Origin of the sequence: Acidisoma cellulosilyticum, from assembly GCF_020621385.1 — a bacterium.
In the GTDB taxonomy this organism is placed as follows: Bacteria; Pseudomonadota; Alphaproteobacteria; order Acetobacterales; family Acetobacteraceae; genus Acidisoma; species Acidisoma cellulosilyticum.
Genome location: NZ_JAESVA010000001.1, coordinates 711,365 through 729,497 on the forward strand (window position 1 = coordinate 711,365; position 18,133 = coordinate 729,497).

Genomic DNA, 18,133 nt, shown 5'->3' on the forward strand with positions numbered 1-18,133 from the left:
GGCCTAGTCCTTCTTCACGCGCAGCTTGGCACGCGGATCAAAGGCATCGCGCACGCCGTCGCCCAGGAAGTTGAGCGCAAGCACGGTGATGACGATCGCGAGGCCTGGCGCAATGGCGACCATGGGCTGGGTATAGAGCAGGTCCTCGCCGTCCAGGATGATCGTCCCCCAACTCGCATTGGGCGGCTGCACGCCGATGGACAGGAACGAGAGCGCGGATTCCGTCAGCATATTCAGCGCCATCATCAGCGGCGCGAAGACGATCAGTGTCGTCGTCACATTGGGCAAAATGTCGCGGATCAGGATGCGCGGCGCCGGCACACCCAGGCAGCGGGCGGCGAGCACGAAATCGCTCCGCGTCAGCGACATCACCTGGCCGCGGATCGGCCGCGCCACATAAGGCACGTAGACGATGCCGATGATCATGATCGGCAGAATCAGGCTGTTCGAGGGGATGTTGAAGGGCCCGATCTGGATGCCCTTGCTGATAAAGACGATCGAAAGCGAGATCGCGAGCAGATAGACCGGAAAAGCCCAGAGCACGTCGAGAAGACGCGCGAGCACCGTATCCGTCAGACCGCCGATGAAGCCCGCGATCGTGCCGACGATCGCGGCCAGCACCAGCGTCAGAACGGTTGCGAAAAAGGAAATGATGAGCGAGTTGCGGCCGCCGTACAGCATGCGCGCGGCAACGTCGCGGCCCTGATTGTCGGCACCGAAGAAATATTGCCCCCGCCAGGTCGGGCCGATCGGCGTCACGCCCAGGCCGAGGCCGGCCGTATCGGCCTGCATGATATCGACCGAATTGCCGCCGAGGGTGATCTGCCCGTCCAGATTGGACTGGAACGGATCGCTTTGCGAAATATGCGTGGCGTAAAAGGGCGCCGCACAACAGGCCAGGATGATCACGACCAGGACGATGATAGCGCCGACCGCGGTGCGGTCGCGCATGAGTTTGCGCAGCGCGACGCGCCAGGGGCCTTCGGGCCGCGCGGCTCTGGCCGTGTCGGGCAGGGTGGCGTCAGTGGTGGCGTCAGACATCGCACATCGCCTCCCGAAGTCGGAAGTCAGTCAAAGCATGCATAGGGTGGAGCCTCATGGGGCAGGCCGCAGCGGGCCGAAGGAGGTGAAGCGGCGTGACGCCGCCCCACCTTCTGCCGGAACATCCAAGCTTGGATGCCATAGTCGAAACAGGTCGGGCGTTAATTACTGAACCCAGACCTGGGAGTAGATCATGTGGAACTGGTCGCTGAAGGTGAAATTCTTCAGACGGCTGGAGACGAAATCGAGCTGCTTGGGCGTGAACATCGTGGCCCAGGGCGCCTGATCCGTCAGCTCATGATCGATCTTGCCCCATTCGGCATTGGCGGCCTTCTGGTCGGTGACGGCCGTGATCAGGTTCTTGTTGATCTCGGCGTCGATCCCCTTGTCGCAGAAGCCCGAGATATTGATCGAGGCATCCGAACCCGGATGGAAGGAGCCGCAGCTCAGCAGCACGTTGATGAAGTCAGAGGCGGCCGGATAATCCTGGTACCACTGGCTGATGCTGATCTGAACGTTGTTCTTGGTGTTCTGGATATAGGTGAACTGGATATTCGCCGAAATCACCTTCAGCGTCGCCTTGAAGCCGAGGCTGTTCAGCACGCTGACGAGATAGGTGCCAAGTGCCGGATCGACGTTCTGGTCATCCGCGATCACCGTCACCGGTGCGCCGGCCTGGCCGGAGGCCTTCATGAAGGCCTTGGCCTTGTCCATGTCAGGCGCGGACCATTTGGTGCCCGGATTTTTCGTATAGGGGCAATAAGCCGTGTAGCCAGGGAAGCCCGGCGGCAGAACCTGGCAGTTCGGCACGGCCAGACGCGGGCCACCATAGATATTCACGGCCGAGCGACGGTTCAGCGCGTAGTTCACTGCCAGACGCGCGTCCTTGTTGTTGAAGGGCGCGATATTGACGTTCATCGGCGCGTAGTAGATCGCGAACAGCGGGTTGATGTGGATGGAGCTCGGATACTTGGACGCCATTTCCGGCAGGCGGTCAGACGGCGGGCTGTCGAACATCCAATCCTGCTGGCCGTTCTCGATCGCGGTCACTTCGTCTTCCGGCTTGGGGCCGAAGGTATAATTGATCTCGTCGACATAGCCGGCCGGCTGAGCGTCCTTGTTCCAGACCTTGAAATAGGGATTCCGCTTCAGAATCATGTTCTTCTGCGGATCATAGCTCGTGATCATATAGGGGCCGGTGGCGGGCGCCGCTGTCGTGCCCAGATCCTTCGCCGGCGTGCTGGCCGGCACGATATCCGCGAAGGGCGTCGCCAGCTTGTAGAAGAATTCGGAATCCGGCTGGGTCAGATGGAAGGTGACCGTGTTGGCCGCGTCATCGGCCACGACACCGCCCGCGAGGGTGCAGGTCGCCGGGGTCTTCAAGCAGGCGTCAGAACCCACGATGACATTGTACCAGGAACCCGCGTTCGGGTTGCTGACCTTGAAGATGCGCTGGAAGGTCGCGACGACGTCTTCCGGCGTTATGTCCTGACCGTTCGAGAATTTGACGCCCTTGCGCAGCGTGAAGACATAGGTCTTGCCGCCGTCCTGGGGGGCTGGCACCGAGGTCGCGAGGTCGGCCACGATGTTGTTCGAAGCATCGCCGGAGACGTGCTTGAAGGCCACGAGGCCGTCATTGGTGATGAACAGCACCGACCAGAACTGGCTCGTATAGTTGATCTGAGGGTCGATCGTGCCCGCCGCCGCGGCGCCCGTCAGGTTGAGCGTGCCACCCATGTGATCAGCCGCCTGGGCGGTTCCCGCCGTGGCAGCAGCAAGGCCGCTCGCCGCGATCAGGGCCAAGGCTGAGCTATGGAGCCATCGTCGCAAAGTCATGGGTCTCTCCGGTTTTTTCGGTCGAGGGTTTGACGAAGGAAGTCTAAGCCGCGTCGAGGAAGGCAGCGACGGCCGCGAGGCACGCCTCCTTTTCCTCGACATGCGGCATGTGGCTGGAGTTCTCGAAAATCGTCCAGCGGACATCGGGGATAAAGTCGGCATAGGGCTGAACGCAAAGCGGCGTTGCCTCATCATGCCGGCCGGAAATAAGAAATGTTGGGACAATGATCTGGTGCAGGCGGCTCTCGATCGTCCAGTCCTTCATCGTGCCGATGACATGGAACTCGGTCGGGCCGTTCATCGTGTGATAGACGGTCGGGTCTTCAGCAATGGCGTCGAAGGTACGCTTGACCTCGGGCGGCATCGGCACGACGCGGCAGACATGACGCGCATAGAAGGCGTCGGACGCGGCCAGATACTCCGGACTGTCGATGGTGCCGGCGTCCTCGTTGCGCGTCAGCGCATCCTGAACGTCCTGCGGCATGTCCCGGCGCAGGCGGTTCGCCTCTTCGACCCAGGTCTTGAGCGAGGCCGGGGAATTGGCGATGACGAGACGACGCAGACCTTTTGGCTGGCGCACGGCGTGTTCGGCGCCCAGCATGCCGCCCCAGGACTGGCCCAGCACGTCGTAACTGTCGGCGATGCCGAGATGCGTCACCAGACGGTTCAGCTCTCCCAGGAACAGATCGACCGTCCAGAAGTCGCCGCCCTTCTCGGGCAGATGGGTGGAGCGGCCATTGCCGAGCTGGTCGTAATGCACGACGGCCCGGCCCGTGGCAGCCAGGTCCTTGAAACTGTCGACGTAATCATGCGTGCAGCCGGGGCCGCCATGCAGGATAACGAGCGGCGTCTTGGCTGCCCCAAGATCACCGGTGACCCGATACCAGGTGCGCCCGTGCGGGCCCTCAACATAGCCTTCGGTGAAATTCATGGGACCTCTGTTACGCGACACGGCGCCTTGGCGGCGTCTGGCCGGGGTCTATGCACGTCGTCGCTACCCGGAAGCAAGACCTGTTCCATCAGCCACCCTAACTTAAGCAAGGCGGCCATCTGCAATCGTTAGCCCCTGCATCGAGCGGCTGCGCTCTTATGTCCTTGTGATCGGCAACCAGATGAAGGCGCACGTTTCCATGGAAAAAAGACAGCTTGGACAATCCGATATCATTATTCCGCCGCTCGTCTTCGGCGGCAATGTTTTTGGCTGGTCCGCCGATGAGGCGGTATCGTTCCGGCTGCTCGACCAACTGGCCGAGGCCGGGCTGACTGCTATCGATACGGCCGATATGTACTCGGTTTGGGCAGAGGGGCACCAGGGCGGCGAATCGGAAACGATTATCGGCCGCTGGCTGGCCAGCCGGGGCGGTCGCGACAAATGCGTCATTATGACCAAGGTTGGCATGGATATGCCGGACGGCCGTGGTCTCTCGGCCGCCTGGATCAAGACCTCGGTCGAGCGCTCCCTCAAGCGCCTCCAGACCGACGTTATCGACCTCTATCAGGCCCATAAGGACGATGAGGCGACGCCGTTGGAGGAGACGCTCGGCGCATTCGCGGACCTGATCAAGGAAGGCAAGGTCCGGGCGATCGGCGCCTCCAATTACAGCGCCGCGCGTCTCCATGCGGCGTTGAAGGTCAGCGACGCCAACGGACTGCCCCGCTATGTCTCGCTCCAGCCGCAATACAATCTGGTCGATCGGCCGATGTTCGAGGATGAATTGGAGCCGCTCTGCCTTCAGGAAAACCTTGGCGTGATCCCTTATTATTCGCTCGCCGCCGGCTTCCTGACCGGCAAATACCGTAGCAAGGACGATCTTGGCAAAAGCGCCGTGCGCGGCGGCAGCGTCGCTAAATATCTGGAGGGACGCGGTCCGCAGGTCCTGACAGCGCTGGACGCCGTTGCGGGGGAAACAGGCACGAATCCGGCCCAGGTGGCGCTGGCCTGGCTGATCGCCCGGCCATCCATCACGGCGCCGATCGCCAGCGCGTCGAAGCCGGAGCAGATGGGCGATCTGGTGAAAGCCTGCTCGCTTTCCCTCTCGGCAGCGCAGATTTCCGCGCTGGACGCCGCGAGCGCTTAAGACAGACCTTGCTTGCGGGCCGACCCGTCAACGGAACTGCTGGAATTCGGAGCCGGAATAGCCTATCGTCCGTTCCGGTACATACGGACACACAGCACGCCTTCTACTGAAAGACCCTCGCCTGTTCCTGCAGGCGAGGGTCCATAGCCAAGGCTAGTGGAAGCTGGCGATGGCCAGGATGACCAGAATCAAGGTCATCACAACCATCGCCACGCGGTACATGTTATCGGGCACGAGCCAGCACCTCCTTCTGCCGCCCAGGATTCGACAGCACCGCTCTCGGCGGTGCTGTCCGAGCGGCGGTGACAGGAATACAGGGCCCAGCGCTGGCACAGCCAGCAAAAACGAGTCGAATTCGAAACAAAACCCCTTTCAGATGACACGCGCATGACGGCGTCTCATCGGCAGTTCTTGACTCCCACGTAGTCCGGGCGCAGAAGCCCCGCGATCTAAGACGTCGCTCCGCGAGTGTTCGCGCAGCGGCGCGCTTTGTTTTGGGAAGTCGGATGTTCGAAAGCCTCTCCAATCGACTCTCCTCAGTCTTCGACCGGCTGCGTGGCCGGGGTGCGCTGAGCGAGACAGACGTTCTGGAGGCCATGCGCGAAGTGCGCCTGGCGCTGCTGGAGGCTGACGTCGCCCTGCCGGTGGTGAAGGATTTCGTCACCAAGGTGCGGGAACGCGCCGTCGGCGTGGAAGTGCTGCGCTCCGTCTCGCCCGGCCAGCAGGTCATCAAGATCGTCAATGACGTTCTGATCGAGCAGCTGGGCGGCGAAGGCGCCGTTCCACTCAATATCAATGTGCCCGCCCCGGTGCCCGTCCTCATGGTCGGCCTGCAGGGCTCCGGCAAGACGACGACCGCCGGCAAGATCGCGCTGATGCTCCGCACCAAGGAGCGCAAGCGCGTGCTGCTGGCGAGCCTCGATACCCAGCGCCCGGCTGCGCAGCTTCAGCTCGCGCAGCTCGCGGAACGCGCCGAGGTCTCCTCGCTGCCCATCGTCCAAGGCCAGACGCCGGTGCAGATCGCCGTGCGCGCCATGGATGCCGGTCGTCGCGAAGGCTTCGATATCGTCATTCTCGATACCGCCGGCCGTCTCTCCATCGACGAAGAGCTGATGGATGAGGTGAAGGCGATCCGCGCGGCCACCAACCCGGCCGAGACACTGCTGGTGGTCGACGCCATGACCGGCCAGGACGCCGTGAATACCGCCCGCGCCTTCAATGAGGCCGTGGGCGTCACCGGCATCGTCATGACCCGTATGGACGGCGATGCCCGTGGCGGTGCCGCTCTCTCCATGCGCGCCATCACTGGCGCGCCGATCAAGCTGACCGGTTCCGGCGAAAAGCTGGACGCGATGGAGGCTTTCCATCCGGAACGTGTCGCCGGCCGCATCCTCGGCATGGGCGATATCGTCAGCCTGGTCGAAAAAGCGGCCGAGACGATCGACCGTGAGGACGCCGAGAAGCTCGCCGCCCGCATGGCGAAAGGCAAGTTCGACCTTGAGGATTATGCGAGCCAGCTGAAGCAGATTTCCAAGATGGGCTCGATCTCGGGCATCCTCGGCATGCTGCCGGGCATGGGCAAGATCAAGGAACAGCTCAACGGCGCCAATCTCGACACCAAAATCCTGAAGCGCCAGGCCGCGATCATCAGTTCGATGACGGTGGCCGAGCGTCGTGACCCGGACATCATCAAGGCCAGCCGCAAGAAGCGTATCGCGGCCGGCTGCGGCATGACGGTTCAGGAAGTGAACCAGCTTCTGAAGCAGTTCGACCAGATGTCGACGATGATGAAGCGCATGAACAAGCTTGGCCAGAAGGGCATGATGCGCGGCGGCCTTGGCGCCCTGATGGGCGGAATGGGCGGCGGCGGTGGCATGGGCGGCATGGGCAAGCCCGGCGGCCGACGCCCGCACTAAGAGTTTTCAACCTTTGCCCCCGGCCGTAGTGCCGGCAGGCAGTACCAACCACCAGTGGAGACCGACTTACTATGTCCGTGAAGATCAGGCTGGCCCGCGCGGGCGCACACAAGCGCCCCTTCTACCACATCGTGATCGCCGACAGCCGTAGCCCCCGCGACGGCCGTTTCATCGAGAAGGTGGGCAGCTACAACCCGATGCTGCCGGCCGACCATGCCGAGCGCGTGCGCCTGCATGACGACCGCATCACCCATTGGCTGAAGAACGGCGCCGTCGCCACCGACCGCGTTGCCCGCTTCCTGGGCAAGGCCGGTCTGGCCCCGATGCCGGCCTATACCGAGCAGCCGCAGCAGTCGGCACCGAAGAAGAAGGCCCAGGAGCGCGCCAAGGCCGCCGAGGCCGCCGCAGCCGCCGTCACCGGCGCCTGAGCCCTTAGCCGACCGAGGCAGATAGTCCTTTGTCTGAAGAGCGCATCTTGATGGGCGTCATCGGCCGGCCGCACGGCGTGCGGGGGCTTGTGCATGTCCAAAGCTATACCGCCGATCCCGACGACCTCGCCGATTACGGGGTGCTGTCGGACGATCGCGGCCAGCAGTTCAAGCTCGCCTGGGAGCGGGAGGGCGTTGCCCGCCTGTTTCAGAGCGTGAACGGACGCGACGTCCCGGTCTCTGACCGCGAAGCCGCAGCCGCGCTCACCAATACCCGTCTTTATGTGTCGCGCAGCGCTTTGCCGCCGGCAGATCAGGACGAGTATTATCTGACCGATCTGATCGGTCTGAAGGCTGAGGACCTATCCGGCCGCGTGCTTGGCACCGTGACCTTCGTCCATGACTATGGCGCGGGCACCAGCGTGGAAATCGCGTCGGCGCAAGGCTCCATGCCTCTGATCATCCCCTTCACGGCGCGTGCCGTGCCTGTGGTGGATGTCCCGGGAGGCCGGATTCTGGTCGACCCGCCGGAAGCCACCGACGGGGAAGAGCAGAACGGCGGCGGCCAAGGGAAGGCCGCGCCGGGCCAGGACGCGGGAGGACCAGACGCATGACGTGGCATGCGACCGTCCTCACTCTGTTTCCGGAGATGTTTCCCGGTCCGCTCGGCCTGTCCTTGGCCGGGCGCGCGCGGGACGACGGTCTTTGGACGCTGGACGCGCATGACATCCGTGCCCATGGCCTCGGCCGTCATCGCAATGTCGACGACACGCCGTTCGGCGGTGGCGCCGGCATGGTGATGCGCCCGGATGTGATCAGCACCGCAATCGCGGCTCATCGGCCCGAAGGCGATCCGCGACCGCTGATCTATCTGACGCCGCGGGGACGCCTGTTTTCCCAGGCTGATGCCGAACGCTTCGCGTCCGGTCCCGGTCTGATGCTGCTTTGCGGGCGGTATGAAGGTCTGGACCAGCGGATCATCGAAGCCTCCGGAGCCGAGGAGATCAGCATCGGCGACTATGTGCTGTCGGGTGGCGAACCCGCAGCCTTGGTGCTGCTGGATGCCTGTCTACGTCTTCTGCCCGGCGTCATGGGCGGTGCTGAGAGCGCCGAGGAAGAAAGCTTCGCCGGCGGTCTGTTGGAATACCCGCATTATACGCGGCCGGCCGAGTGGGATGGCCGCCCCGTGCCCCCCGTTCTGCTCTCAGGCGATCATGGCGCGATCAGCGCCTGGCGCCGGGCGCAGGCGGAGGACACGACCCGATTGCGCCGCCCCGATCTATGGGCGGCCCATCTCTCCCGACGCATATCTGGGCGCCAATCCCCCCAGGACATGACTGGATCTGTTGCAACGGCCTCGGCCGGACCCTAAAAGCCGCTTTACGAGAGGATTTTTCCCATGAACCTTATTCAGACCATTGAGGCAGAGCAGGTTGCTCGCCTCGCCGCCGCCCGCGCCGTGCCGGAATTCGAAGCCGGCGACACGCTGCGCGTCTCCGTCCGCGTTGTGGAAGGCGAGCGTACCCGCACCCAGGCTTTCGAAGGCGTCTGCATCGCGCGTTCGAACAAGGGCCTGAACAGCAACTTCACCGTGCGCAAGATCAGCTACGGTGAGGGTGTGGAGCGCGTGTTCCCGCTGTATTCCCCGGCCATCGCCGAGATCGCCGTCGTGCGCCGCGGCAAGGTTCGCCGTGCGAAGCTGTACTATCTGCGTGAGCGTAGCGGTAAGTCCGCCCGTATCGCCGAGCGTCCGCGTGATCTGCCGGCTGCGGCGAAATCCGAGGAATCGGCGGCTAGCGCCAGCTGATAAAAAGCCGGCCTGCCCTCAGAGCAGGCCGGCTCTGACTTTCACGGTCCTGGCAGATTCGGGCGCGCTGTCCCATTAATTACCTGGCGCACCCGTTGGCGCGCCCGGTTCTTTCCCAGAACCGAGATTTAGGAGAGTGAAAATGTCTGCCAGCCACCCCCGCACGCTATTCGACAAGATCTGGGCTGATCATGTCGTCGAGCAGCTCGAGGATGGCACCGCTCTCCTTTATATCGACCGCCACCTTGTTCATGAGGTGACCAGCCCGCAGGCCTTCGAGGGTCTGCGTGCAGCCGGCCGCCGCGTCCATGCGCCCGGCAATACGATCGCGACCGTCGATCACAACGTCCCCACCAGCGACCGCCGGCACGGCATCGCCGAGCCCGAAAGCCGCCTGCAGGTCGAAACACTGCAGGAAAATGTGCGCGAATTCGGCGTGCCGTTTTTCGACATGCTGGATGAGCGTCAGGGCATCGTTCATATTGTCGGCCCCGAGCAAGGCATCAGCCTGCCCGGCATGACGATCGTCTGCGGCGACAGCCATACCTCGACCCATGGCGCCATGGGTGCCTGGGCCGTCGGCATCGGCACATCGGAAGTCGAGCATGTGCTGGCGACCCAGACGCTGCTGCAGAAGCCGGCGAAGAATATGCTGGTGGAAGTGAACGGCGTGCTGCCGCCCGGCTGCACTGCGAAGGACGTGGTGCTGGCCATCATCGGTCGCATCGGCACCGCCGGCGGCACCGGCCATGTCATCGAATTCGCCGGTCCGGTGATCCGTAACCTCGACATGGCGGGCCGCCTGACGGTCTGCAATATGTCGATCGAGGGCGGCGCCCGCGCTGGCCTGATCGCGCCCGACGAGACGACCTTCGCCTATATCGAGGGCCGTCCCTTTGCCCCCAAGGGCGAGGATTTCGACCGTGCCGTCGCTTACTGGAAAACCCTGCCCTCTGACCCCGGCGCGCATTACGACACCATCGTCCGCATCGACGGGTCCGAGATCGCGCCGATGGTCACCTGGGGCACCAACCCCGAGGCCGTGCTGCCCATCACCGGTGTCGTCCCCAACCCGGACGAGGCTCCGGGCGAAGCCGAGCGCGCGCAGATGCAGCGGGCGCTGGACTATATGGGCCTGACCGCCGGCACCAAGCTCACCGATATCCCGGTGGACGTGGTCTTCATCGGTAGCTGCACCAATGCCCGGATCGAGGATATGCGGGCCGCCGCCGCCGTCGCCCGTGGCCGCCATGTGGCGCCCAATGTCCGCGCCCTCGTCGTGCCCGGCTCCGGCCTCGTGAAAACGCAGGCGGAGCAGGAAGGACTGGCCGAGGTCTTCATCGAGGCCGGTTTCGAATGGCGTGAGCCCGGCTGCTCGATGTGCCTGGCCATGAACCCCGACAAGCTGCTGCCCGGCCAACGCTGCGCCAGCACCTCGAACCGCAATTTCGAGGGGCGACAGGGCAAGGGTGGGCGCACCCATCTTCTCTCCCCCGCCATGGCCGCCGCTGCGGCCGTGACAGGGCGTCTGACCGATATCCGGGAGCTCGTGTGATATGCAGGCCTTCACCATCCTGACCGCGATCGCAGCACCGCTGCCGATCGCGAATGTCGATACCGACCAGATCATCCCGGCGCGCTTCCTCAAGACCATCAAGCGCTCCGGCCTCGGCAAATCGCTGTTCGCGGGCATGCGCTATGACGATGAGGGCGCCGAGCGGCCGGAATTCGTCCTCAATCAGGAGCCCTATCGCGGTGCCGATATCCTCATCGCGCATGAGAATTTCGGCTGTGGCTCTTCCCGCGAGCATGCGCCCTGGGCGCTGCTCGATTTCGGCATCCGCAGCGTCATCGCGCCGAGCTTCGCCGATATCTTCTATGGCAATTGCTTCAAGAACGGCATCCTGCCGGTGGTGCTGCCGCGCAGCGTCTGCGACCAGCTGATGGAAGACGCCAAGCTCGGCGCCAATGCGCGCATCACGGTCGATCTGGAGCGCCAGGTCGTCGTACGTCCTTCGGGAGAGGAATTTCCGTTCTCCGTCGATCCCTTCCGCCGCCACACTTTGCTGAACGGCTTGGACGAGATCGGCCAGACCATGCAGCACACGGCCGAGATCGCGACCTATGAGACTGTGCGCCACACGGCAAAGCCCTGGATGCCCTCGATCAGCCTCTGAACACCTGATTTCAAAGCGAGCGCTTCTTTTTCAAAAAAGAAGCAAAAACTTTGTTTCCTGAAAGATTGCACGATGCCCGCGAACAAGAAGCTCCTCATGCTGCCCGGTGACGGGATCGGCCCGGAAGTCATGCGGGAGGTCAGCCATATCCTTGAATGGCTCGACCGCCGCCGCATCGCGAGCTTCGACATCGGCCAAGGCCTGGTCGGCGGCGCCTCGATCGACGCGACCGGATTGCCGATCACGCCGGACGTGGTCGATCGTGCGAAGAACAGCGACGCGGTTTTGTTCGGCGCCGTCGGCGGTCCGAAATGGGACAAGATGGGCTTCGATCTGCGTCCCGAAATTGCGATCCTGACGCTGCGCCGCGAACTCGGCCTGTTCGCCAATCTGCGTCCGGCGACGGTGCTGGATCCGCTGATCGAGGCCAGCACGCTGAAGCCGGACATCGTTCGCGGCCTCGACATCATGATCGTGCGCGAAGCCACCGGCGGCATCTATTTCGGTGAGCCGCGCGGGATCGAGACCCTGCCGGACGGCCAGAAGCGCGGCATCAATACCGAGGTTTATACGACGAGCGAGATCGAGCGTGTCGCCCGCGTCGCCTTCGACCTTGCGCGTCAGCGTCAGGGCCGCGTCTGCAGCGTGGAGAAGGCCAATGTCATGGAGAGCGGGCTGCTATGGCGCCAGACCGTGACGGCGCTGGGTGCGGCTGAATACCCCGATGTGGCCCTGTCCCACATGTATGCCGATAACTGCGCGATGCAGCTGGTGCGAAACCCGCGCCAGTTCGACGTCATCGTCACCGGCAATCTGTTCGGGGATCTGCTGTCCGATCTCGCCTCCATGTGTACCGGCTCCTTGGGCATGCTGCCCTCAGCCACGCTGGGCGCGCCGGACAGCTCCGGCCGGCGCCTGTCGCTCTATGAGCCGATCCATGGCTCGGCGCCCGATATCGCCGGCCAAGGCATCGCCAATCCGCTGGCCCAGACGTTTAGTCTCGCCATGCTGCTGCGCTATTCCTTTGACATGAAGGAAGAGGCGGCCTTGGTCGAACAAGCCTGTCTGGCCGTGCTTGAACAAGGCCTGCGCACGGCGGATATCATGCAGGAAGGCAAGACCCGCGTGACCACCATGGAAATGGGCGCCGCCGTTATGCGCGAGCTGGAAAGGCTGGCGGCCTGACCTGCGTCTGGTGGGGGTCTTTTTTATGACACTGGGGGTTGCAGGACCCCCGCCCTTTCGGTAAATCCCCGCCCACGGCAATGCACCCGTAGCTCAATTGGATAGAGCACCAGACTACGAATCTGGGGGTTAGAGGTTCGAGTCCTCTCGGGTGCGCCACCTTCCTTGATTTTGGATTTTGCATAGTGCTGCAGGATAAATCCTGACAGGCGCATCATTGCGTTATGCAAAATATCATCGCCCCTGTCGCAGCCATGATCGGGCTGCGACGCGCGACGAACCCTTAAGATTTGCGCAGAAACTCCGCCTTCAGCATGAAGCCGCCGGCATCGACCGCATGGTCGCCGCTGCCGATACGGATGTTCTTGAGTTTGGTGCCCACCTTCAGCACCGTCAAAGATCCCTTCACCTTGAGATCCTTGATGACGGTGACGGTATCGCCGCTGGCGAGGATGACGCCATTGGCGTCGCGCACGGCCTCTTCCCCACTCCGCTCCTCTGCCACCTCAGCCGGCCATTCATGGCCGCAGGTGTCGCAGACATGGTTCGAGCCCAGGAGATGCGTCTCCGTCAGGCTGCATTGGGGACAGGCAAGGTCATCGGTGCTCATGCGGCGGACTTAGACCTTTGGCCTAGACCCCACAATCCGTCCTTCAATGAAGCTCAGGGCGAGGGTGCCCGGATCGCGGGCGAGCAATTCGTCCGACCCTGCATCACGCAGTCCTGTAAGGCGTCCGTCGTCCTTAAGGCCGTAATGATGTGCAGGCTGACGAAGATGAGCAGCGCCAGCAGGACCAGCGCCGCCAGGATGCCGCGACGGCTGGCCGAATGCTCCTCCGGCCCGCCATCGGGATCGGAGCGCCAGGGCAGAAACACCTGCCCTATCAGCCAGAGACAATTTAGCATCCTCACCCGACCGACCTCCGTAACCACACGGGACGACCGCACGGCCGCCGCGTCGCGCGGCGGGGTCATCATCCACAGCACAGTCCTCATACCACCGGATGCGCTCACAAACCGATATACTGTCGTGATTTTGAAGCGAAAACCGTCGCCTGGGCCTCGCTCATCACAGGCAGGCCTTCGTCCCGATGGCAGCGGGTGACCGCGCAACACCGTTTCCGATCTGCGGTCCGTCCCGCACCAGGCTTGGCAATCTCTCTTCGGACCGATTCGGCGCATTGTCCAACGGACAAGGCGATCCCTCCGCGGCAAAGCCAAGCGCGTGCGAAAATCGCCCCGGCCCAATCCAATCAAGCCCGTCGAAGCGATGTCTGGTTAAAGTTTTTTGAGAAAAACGGGCTGTCCGCCGACAAATTTCCACACCAACGGGCGAGTTCCGCAATTTGTGAAGGCGGACCCTTTTGCCTTGTCACCAATGTAACTTGCCGACGCGGAAGCCGCCAGCGCATCCTGAGCCTGAGGTCAGCCGCGAAGAGCGACCCAGGGGAATAATTCTATGTATCAGATCAAGGCCTATTGGGACGCGGACAGCCGAATGTGGCTTGGGGCCAGTGACGATTTGCCCAATCTATCGGTTCAAGCTCCGACGATGGAGGATCTGATCGTCGATGTCCGGCAACGGATCCAGGATGTCCTGCCGACCGACGATCATTGGCGCAACCATAACGACCCGATCTCCATCTCCTTCATCGCCAGCCGGTCCGAACAGGTCCAGCGCCGCTATTAGCGGTTGCGGGCGCGGCCGCCACCGAGGACGGACGGCAGCTCCACTCAGGCTGCCAAGCCGCTCATGTGCATGAGGACGAAAGCGATGAAGCCGGTGATGGCGGCAATAGACGCCACGTAAATCCAGCGTTTGGTTTTGCGCATGTTTTGCTCAGAGTTTGTTGACCCAGATCCAGATGAGCGCCCCGCCGATAAAAACGGCGAAAGGCGCCACCATTAGCATCGTCCTGACATCCATCAGAAATCAGCCCTCGGCCCTTGGATCTCGCTACGCTCACCACAAACGGCGGGCAGCGACCGAGATGTAATCTGCCCAGAAATCAGCGAAAGCCTCGTCCCGCGCATGGAAGGCCGGTGTTTTCAGAAAACACACTCATTCTCGGCTTTAGGATTGTTTTTGTTGAATTTTTCTTCTGCACCGCAGCATCCGCAGGGCTTCCATGTGCAGAATTTACCGCGCCAGACACTCGCGCCAGCGCGGGCTGGGCGCGATGGCCAAGCTGGAAGTCGGCGGCGGCGATCCTTAGGCACTTTAACTTCGGAGACCTGCCTTTACCCATACCGCAGCGTGCGTAAGCTCTTCGGACCGCCACGGTTAGGGAGGATCGCCTTGTGTTGGGCCGCCCTGCCCAAACTGGAGGAATGGCCTCTCCCGAGAGTTGTTTGACTTTGGCCTCTGCGGCTCGCGTTGAACAAGCGGATAGGACGTATAACAATCATGCGGAGGAGGACGGCGGTTCCCGCGTTGCGCGCATGCACAGCCCGTAATGCTTAGAATAATCGGGGAAAATCCCGTTACCTTTGGATAGGAAGGCAATGTGCACACACAGGATCGTGATGTGGTGCTTGTAGCTTGCGCGGTTTATGCAAATTGTAACGGATCAGAGACAAGGCTGCGTCGCTGAATGCATCATTACGACAAGCGTCGGTGTCATAAGGCAGGTTAGGTCTTAACGAGAGCAAGCGACCCTTACGGACCAGGACGAACCGATATCGAAATCGATAAGGCTCGTAAAAGGCCAATGGCTCATTCATTTATCCAATTGTTCCGAATGACTGACTAAAACCGGACGGAGAGCGGCGGCTTTGGCGAGATGGACCGTGAGCGGCCCAGGATTTTGGTCGGGCTTATCGCGCGCCAGTCGCAGGCTTCTGCTGTCCGGCGCGGTTCTGCTGCTTGCCATGATGGCAATGATCGGCCTCGCTATCGGAAGCATGCGCCTATCCACGCTGAATCTGGCCCAACACAGCATCGAACGAATCAGCTTTGCCGTCGCGGAACAATCGACCCGTGCCATACAGGGCGTCGATTTGATCCTGACCAATTTGCGTGACGAGGCGGAAAGACGGCACCCAACGCCATCATCCCTCGCGCCGCTGCTGCAAGATCCAGCCTCGAAAATCCGGAGCGACCTCAGAGACGCCGTTCTTCCTCAAGCTGATGGCTTTGCCATCATCGATGCGAAAGGCGATATTCTTGTCCATACATCGGCCTGGCCAGACAGCCTTGATCCCGGGCATGATCATGCTCGCCTGAATTACTTACGAATAAACAACGACAATCATATTTTTATCAGCCTGCCCTTCTGGAATGATTCCCGGCAGGATTGGTTTGTCTATATCGCCCGCCGCATCAACGATGCCGACGGCAATTACAGCGGGGCCGTGATCGGGGTCGTCAGCCTTGGTTATTTCCACAATTTCTATCGCACGCTGGTCGACGACGACCAGTTTGCCGTCACGCTTTTCAATCGCCAGGGCATTACCCTGGCAAGCTATCCTTTGGCGCTGCCCACCGGCCAAAGACCTGCCCGTCTCAGCAAACTCTGGGACCAGGTCGTATTCAGCGGCCAGGAACGCAGCTTCGAAGGGTCGGGGCTGACGGTCCAAGGTCGTCGCCTCATCGCGGTTCGTCCGATCGCCGCCTATCCTCTTGTCGTGAATGTCAGCATCGCCAAGGCCGCAGCACTCGCGACCTGGCAGAAACAGGCCTTGCTCGCCCTGGCTGGCGCCGTCTGTGCCACGCTTTGCACGCTGCTTCTGCTGCGCGCCGTCATGCTGCAGTTGCAGCGGCTGGAACAATCCGAATTCTCGCTCGCAGAACAATCGGCACGACTGGCCACGACCCTTGATCACATCACGGACGGGGTCGTCATGATCGATGCCGAGGACCGCATCTCGGTCTGCAATCAGCGCGTCCTGGAATTGCTGGATCTGCCCGCAGGGCTGATGTCGTCCCGCCCTACGCTGGAAACCGTCCTCGCCTATCACCGCGCGATCGGCGAATACCCCAACGAAGCGGTCGCCGATCATCTGCTGCAACAGCTTCGGGCGCGGACACCGAGTGTTGTCGAGCGACATCGGCCGAATGGCACCATTCTGGAAGTGCAGACCTTGCCGCTGCCGGAGGGCGGGCTAATCCGCACTTACACCGACATTACGGAGCGCCGCCGTTCGGAAGCGCAAATCCGTTACCTCGCCCATCACGATCCGCTGACCCATCTCGCCAATCGCGCTTTATTCCGCGACAGGCTGGAACAGGATATCGCCCGCGCGGATGCGGCCGGTCACCGGCTTGCGCTGCTCTATATCGATCTCGACCGTTTCAAATTCATCAACGACATGCGCGGCCATGAGGCCGGCGACAAGCTTCTGGTCGAAGTCGGACGCCGCATGCGCGCGATCACCAGCACGTCGGAAACGGTCGCCCGCATGGGGGGCGATGAATTTGCCGTCATCCTGCCGCTCGACCGGCCTGGGCGCACCGCTGCCGATCTGGCGAACGGCATTCTGCGCACGCTGCAGCGGCCGATGGAGATGGTCTCGGCCAGCTTTCACGTCAGTCTCTCGATCGGTATCGCGCATTATCCGGACCACGCCGGCAGTGCCGAGGATCTGCTGCGCAATGCCGATATCGCGCTCTATCAGGCGAAGACGGACGGCGTCGGCTTATGGCGGGAGTTCGATGCCACCATGCAAGCGCGTCAGGCCCTGCTGTTCGAGCGCGAACAGGATCTGCGCAATGCCTTGGGGAAGAAGCAATTCACACTCGCCTATCAACCCATTCTCGATACCGGCACCAGACAAAGCGTCGGTTGCGAAGCCCTGCTACGCTGGACCCATCCGACCCATGGCAGCGTTCCGCCGTCTGAATTCGTCGGCCTGATGGAAAAGCTCGGTCTTATCGTCCCGATCGGCCGCTGGGTGTTGGAAACCGCTTGTCTGGAAGCCGTCCATTGGCCCGCGGATACGCATGTCGCGGTCAATCTCTCCCCCATTCAAATGAACGATGAGGGGCTCGTCGACGAAGTCAAAGCCATCCTCATCCGCAGCGGCCTGCCGGCGCACCGGCTGACGCTGGAAGTGACGGAGACAAGCCTGCTGGAAGACAACCCTATCGTGCGCAACACCATGGATGCGCTGCGCGCCATCGGCATCCGTTTCAGCTTGGACGATTTCGGCACCGGCCATTCGGGACTCGGCTATCTGCGCCGTTTCCCTTTCGACGGCATCAAGATCGACAAGCTCTTCATACAGGATATGGTCGAACAGCCGGACGCCGCCGCGATCGTCAATGCTCTGCTCGCCGTCAGCGCCGAACTCAATCTTGATGTCGTCGCCGAAGGGGTGGAGACGGAGGCACAGTATGAGGCGCTCAGGCAGCGCCACTGTCAGTATGTGCAGGGCCATTATTTCGCGAAACCCTTGGCCGACACGGAGGCCCGCCGCTTCATCCTGACGCACCGCACAGCACCAATTCCGCTGTAGAGCAGATCACAGTCAGATGGAATCATCTGACTGTGTGAAGATGCTCGCAAAAACAATAATCTAGAGCGGTATCTGTGAGCGTAAGCGAGCAGGAAACGCTCTAGAGTTTGTCTGATTTTAACTGAAGCTTGTCCCTAATATCGTCATGCCCGGCCCCCGAGCCGGGCATCCATTCGTTGGGGCGCCCAAGGACTGGATGACCGGGTCA

The 18,133-nt window shown here is 62.2% G+C and carries 16 protein-coding genes and 1 tRNA gene; 12 read left to right on the plus strand and 5 right to left on the minus strand.

Annotated features, from left to right (window positions below; genetic code table 11):
* Window positions 1–3 precede the first annotated feature (3 nt).
* The 3 genes from ACELLULO517_RS03335 to ACELLULO517_RS03345 all read right to left on the minus strand — a co-directional run bounded on the left by ACELLULO517_RS03335 (window position 4) and on the right by ACELLULO517_RS03345 (window position 3,808).
* Window positions 4–1,041 (minus strand): ABC transporter permease, encoded by a 1,038-nt coding sequence (locus ACELLULO517_RS03335; protein ID WP_227305846.1) that lies wholly within the window; start codon window positions 1,039–1,041, stop codon window positions 4–6.
* Window positions 1,042–1,206: 165 nt separating this feature from the next.
* Window positions 1,207–2,877, minus strand: a complete 1,671-nt coding sequence (locus tag ACELLULO517_RS03340) for an ABC transporter substrate-binding protein (protein WP_227305847.1) — start codon at window positions 2,875–2,877, stop codon at window positions 1,207–1,209.
* A 43-nt stretch (window positions 2,878–2,920) separates the two neighbouring features.
* Window positions 2,921–3,808: a proline iminopeptidase-family hydrolase gene (locus ACELLULO517_RS03345; protein WP_227305848.1), complete on the minus strand. Its 888-nt coding sequence runs from the start codon at window positions 3,806–3,808 to the stop codon at window positions 2,921–2,923.
* Between the two features lie 199 nt (window positions 3,809–4,007).
* Here ACELLULO517_RS03345 and ACELLULO517_RS03350 point away from each other — a divergent pair, with 199 nt between their 5' ends.
* From ACELLULO517_RS03350 to ACELLULO517_RS03395, 10 genes are all read left to right on the plus strand, one after another.
* Window positions 4,008–4,955 (plus strand): aldo/keto reductase, encoded by a 948-nt coding sequence (locus ACELLULO517_RS03350; RefSeq protein WP_227305849.1) that lies wholly within the window; start codon window positions 4,008–4,010, stop codon window positions 4,953–4,955.
* A gap of 506 nt (window positions 4,956–5,461) precedes the next feature.
* Window positions 5,462–6,871, plus strand: coding sequence for a signal recognition particle protein (gene ffh / locus ACELLULO517_RS03355; RefSeq protein WP_227305850.1), 1,410 nt, complete (start codon window positions 5,462–5,464; stop codon window positions 6,869–6,871).
* 71 nt (window positions 6,872–6,942) lie between these two features.
* A complete protein-coding gene (gene rpsP, locus ACELLULO517_RS03360) occupies window positions 6,943–7,299 on the plus strand; it encodes a 30S ribosomal protein S16 (RefSeq protein WP_227305851.1) in 357 nt (118 codons plus the stop codon).
* A gap of 29 nt (window positions 7,300–7,328) precedes the next feature.
* Window positions 7,329–7,913 (plus strand): ribosome maturation factor RimM, encoded by a 585-nt coding sequence (rimM, locus tag ACELLULO517_RS03365; RefSeq protein WP_227305852.1) that lies wholly within the window; start codon window positions 7,329–7,331, stop codon window positions 7,911–7,913.
* A complete protein-coding gene (trmD, locus tag ACELLULO517_RS03370; protein WP_227305853.1) occupies window positions 7,910–8,671 on the plus strand; it encodes a tRNA (guanosine(37)-N1)-methyltransferase TrmD in 762 nt (253 codons plus the stop codon). The genes rimM and trmD overlap by 4 nt, the downstream gene beginning before the upstream one ends.
* Before the next feature lie 27 nt (window positions 8,672–8,698).
* Window positions 8,699–9,106 (plus strand): 50S ribosomal protein L19, encoded by a 408-nt coding sequence (gene rplS, locus ACELLULO517_RS03375; protein ID WP_227305854.1) that lies wholly within the window; start codon window positions 8,699–8,701, stop codon window positions 9,104–9,106.
* A 142-nt stretch (window positions 9,107–9,248) separates the two neighbouring features.
* A complete protein-coding gene (gene leuC / locus ACELLULO517_RS03380; RefSeq protein ID WP_227305855.1) occupies window positions 9,249–10,661 on the plus strand; it encodes a 3-isopropylmalate dehydratase large subunit in 1,413 nt (470 codons plus the stop codon).
* A 1-nt stretch (window position 10,662) separates the two neighbouring features.
* Entirely contained in the window at window positions 10,663–11,283 is a 621-nt protein-coding gene (gene leuD / locus ACELLULO517_RS03385) for a 3-isopropylmalate dehydratase small subunit (protein WP_227305856.1), read from the plus strand.
* Between the two features lie 72 nt (window positions 11,284–11,355).
* Window positions 11,356–12,468, plus strand: coding sequence for a 3-isopropylmalate dehydrogenase (gene leuB, locus ACELLULO517_RS03390; protein WP_227305857.1), 1,113 nt, complete (start codon window positions 11,356–11,358; stop codon window positions 12,466–12,468).
* Window positions 12,469–12,550: 82 nt separating this feature from the next.
* Window positions 12,551–12,627, plus strand: a tRNA-Arg gene (locus ACELLULO517_RS03395).
* 124 nt (window positions 12,628–12,751) lie between these two features.
* Here ACELLULO517_RS03395 and ACELLULO517_RS03400 read toward each other — a convergent pair.
* Together ACELLULO517_RS03400 and ACELLULO517_RS03405 are read right to left on the minus strand one after the other, a co-directional pair.
* The gene (locus ACELLULO517_RS03400) at window positions 12,752–13,078 is read right to left on the minus strand and encodes a zinc ribbon domain-containing protein YjdM (protein WP_227305858.1); all 327 of its coding nucleotides are present in this window, start codon (window positions 13,076–13,078) and stop codon (window positions 12,752–12,754) included.
* Window positions 13,079–13,131: 53 nt separating this feature from the next.
* A complete protein-coding gene (locus ACELLULO517_RS03405; RefSeq protein ID WP_227305859.1) occupies window positions 13,132–13,446 on the minus strand; it encodes a hypothetical protein in 315 nt (104 codons plus the stop codon).
* A 481-nt stretch (window positions 13,447–13,927) separates the two neighbouring features.
* Here ACELLULO517_RS03405 and ACELLULO517_RS03410 point away from each other — a divergent pair, with 481 nt between their 5' ends.
* Both ACELLULO517_RS03410 and ACELLULO517_RS28840 read left to right on the plus strand, forming a co-directional pair.
* Complete coding sequence (locus tag ACELLULO517_RS03410) at window positions 13,928–14,158, plus strand: DUF1902 domain-containing protein (RefSeq protein ID WP_227305860.1); 231 nt, start codon at window positions 13,928–13,930, stop codon at window positions 14,156–14,158.
* A gap of 1,100 nt (window positions 14,159–15,258) precedes the next feature.
* Window positions 15,259–17,925 carry a bifunctional diguanylate cyclase/phosphodiesterase gene (locus ACELLULO517_RS28840; protein ID WP_227305861.1) on the plus strand — a complete coding sequence of 889 codons (2,667 nt, stop codon included), beginning with the start codon at window positions 15,259–15,261 and terminating at the stop codon, window positions 17,923–17,925.
* Window positions 17,926–18,133: the final 208 nt, after the last annotated feature.

What these genes read in the sequence shown, in the direction of transcription:
- ACELLULO517_RS03335 (WP_227305846.1), bottom strand. Translation starts at nt 1,041, where the DNA reads ATGTCTGACGCCACCACTGACGCCACCCTGCCCGACACGGCCAGAGCC.
- ACELLULO517_RS03340 (WP_227305847.1), bottom strand. Translation starts at nt 2,877, where the DNA reads ATGACTTTGCGACGATGGCTCCATAGCTCAGCCTTGGCCCTGATCGCG.
- ACELLULO517_RS03345 (WP_227305848.1), bottom strand. Translation starts at nt 3,808, where the DNA reads ATGAATTTCACCGAAGGCTATGTTGAGGGCCCGCACGGGCGCACCTGG.
- ACELLULO517_RS03350 (WP_227305849.1), top strand. Translation starts at nt 4,008, where the DNA reads ATGGAAAAAAGACAGCTTGGACAATCCGATATCATTATTCCGCCGCTC.
- ffh (WP_227305850.1), top strand. Translation starts at nt 5,462, where the DNA reads ATGTTCGAAAGCCTCTCCAATCGACTCTCCTCAGTCTTCGACCGGCTG.
- rpsP (WP_227305851.1), top strand. Translation starts at nt 6,943, where the DNA reads ATGTCCGTGAAGATCAGGCTGGCCCGCGCGGGCGCACACAAGCGCCCC.
- trmD (WP_227305853.1), top strand. Translation starts at nt 7,910, where the DNA reads ATGACGTGGCATGCGACCGTCCTCACTCTGTTTCCGGAGATGTTTCCC.
- rplS (WP_227305854.1), top strand. Translation starts at nt 8,699, where the DNA reads ATGAACCTTATTCAGACCATTGAGGCAGAGCAGGTTGCTCGCCTCGCC.
- leuC (WP_227305855.1), top strand. Translation starts at nt 9,249, where the DNA reads ATGTCTGCCAGCCACCCCCGCACGCTATTCGACAAGATCTGGGCTGAT.
- leuD (WP_227305856.1), top strand. Translation starts at nt 10,663, where the DNA reads ATGCAGGCCTTCACCATCCTGACCGCGATCGCAGCACCGCTGCCGATC.
- leuB (WP_227305857.1), top strand. Translation starts at nt 11,356, where the DNA reads ATGCCCGCGAACAAGAAGCTCCTCATGCTGCCCGGTGACGGGATCGGC.
- ACELLULO517_RS03400 (WP_227305858.1), bottom strand. Translation starts at nt 13,078, where the DNA reads ATGAGCACCGATGACCTTGCCTGTCCCCAATGCAGCCTGACGGAGACG.
- ACELLULO517_RS03405 (WP_227305859.1), bottom strand. Translation starts at nt 13,446, where the DNA reads ATGATGACCCCGCCGCGCGACGCGGCGGCCGTGCGGTCGTCCCGTGTG.
- ACELLULO517_RS03410 (WP_227305860.1), top strand. Translation starts at nt 13,928, where the DNA reads ATGTATCAGATCAAGGCCTATTGGGACGCGGACAGCCGAATGTGGCTT.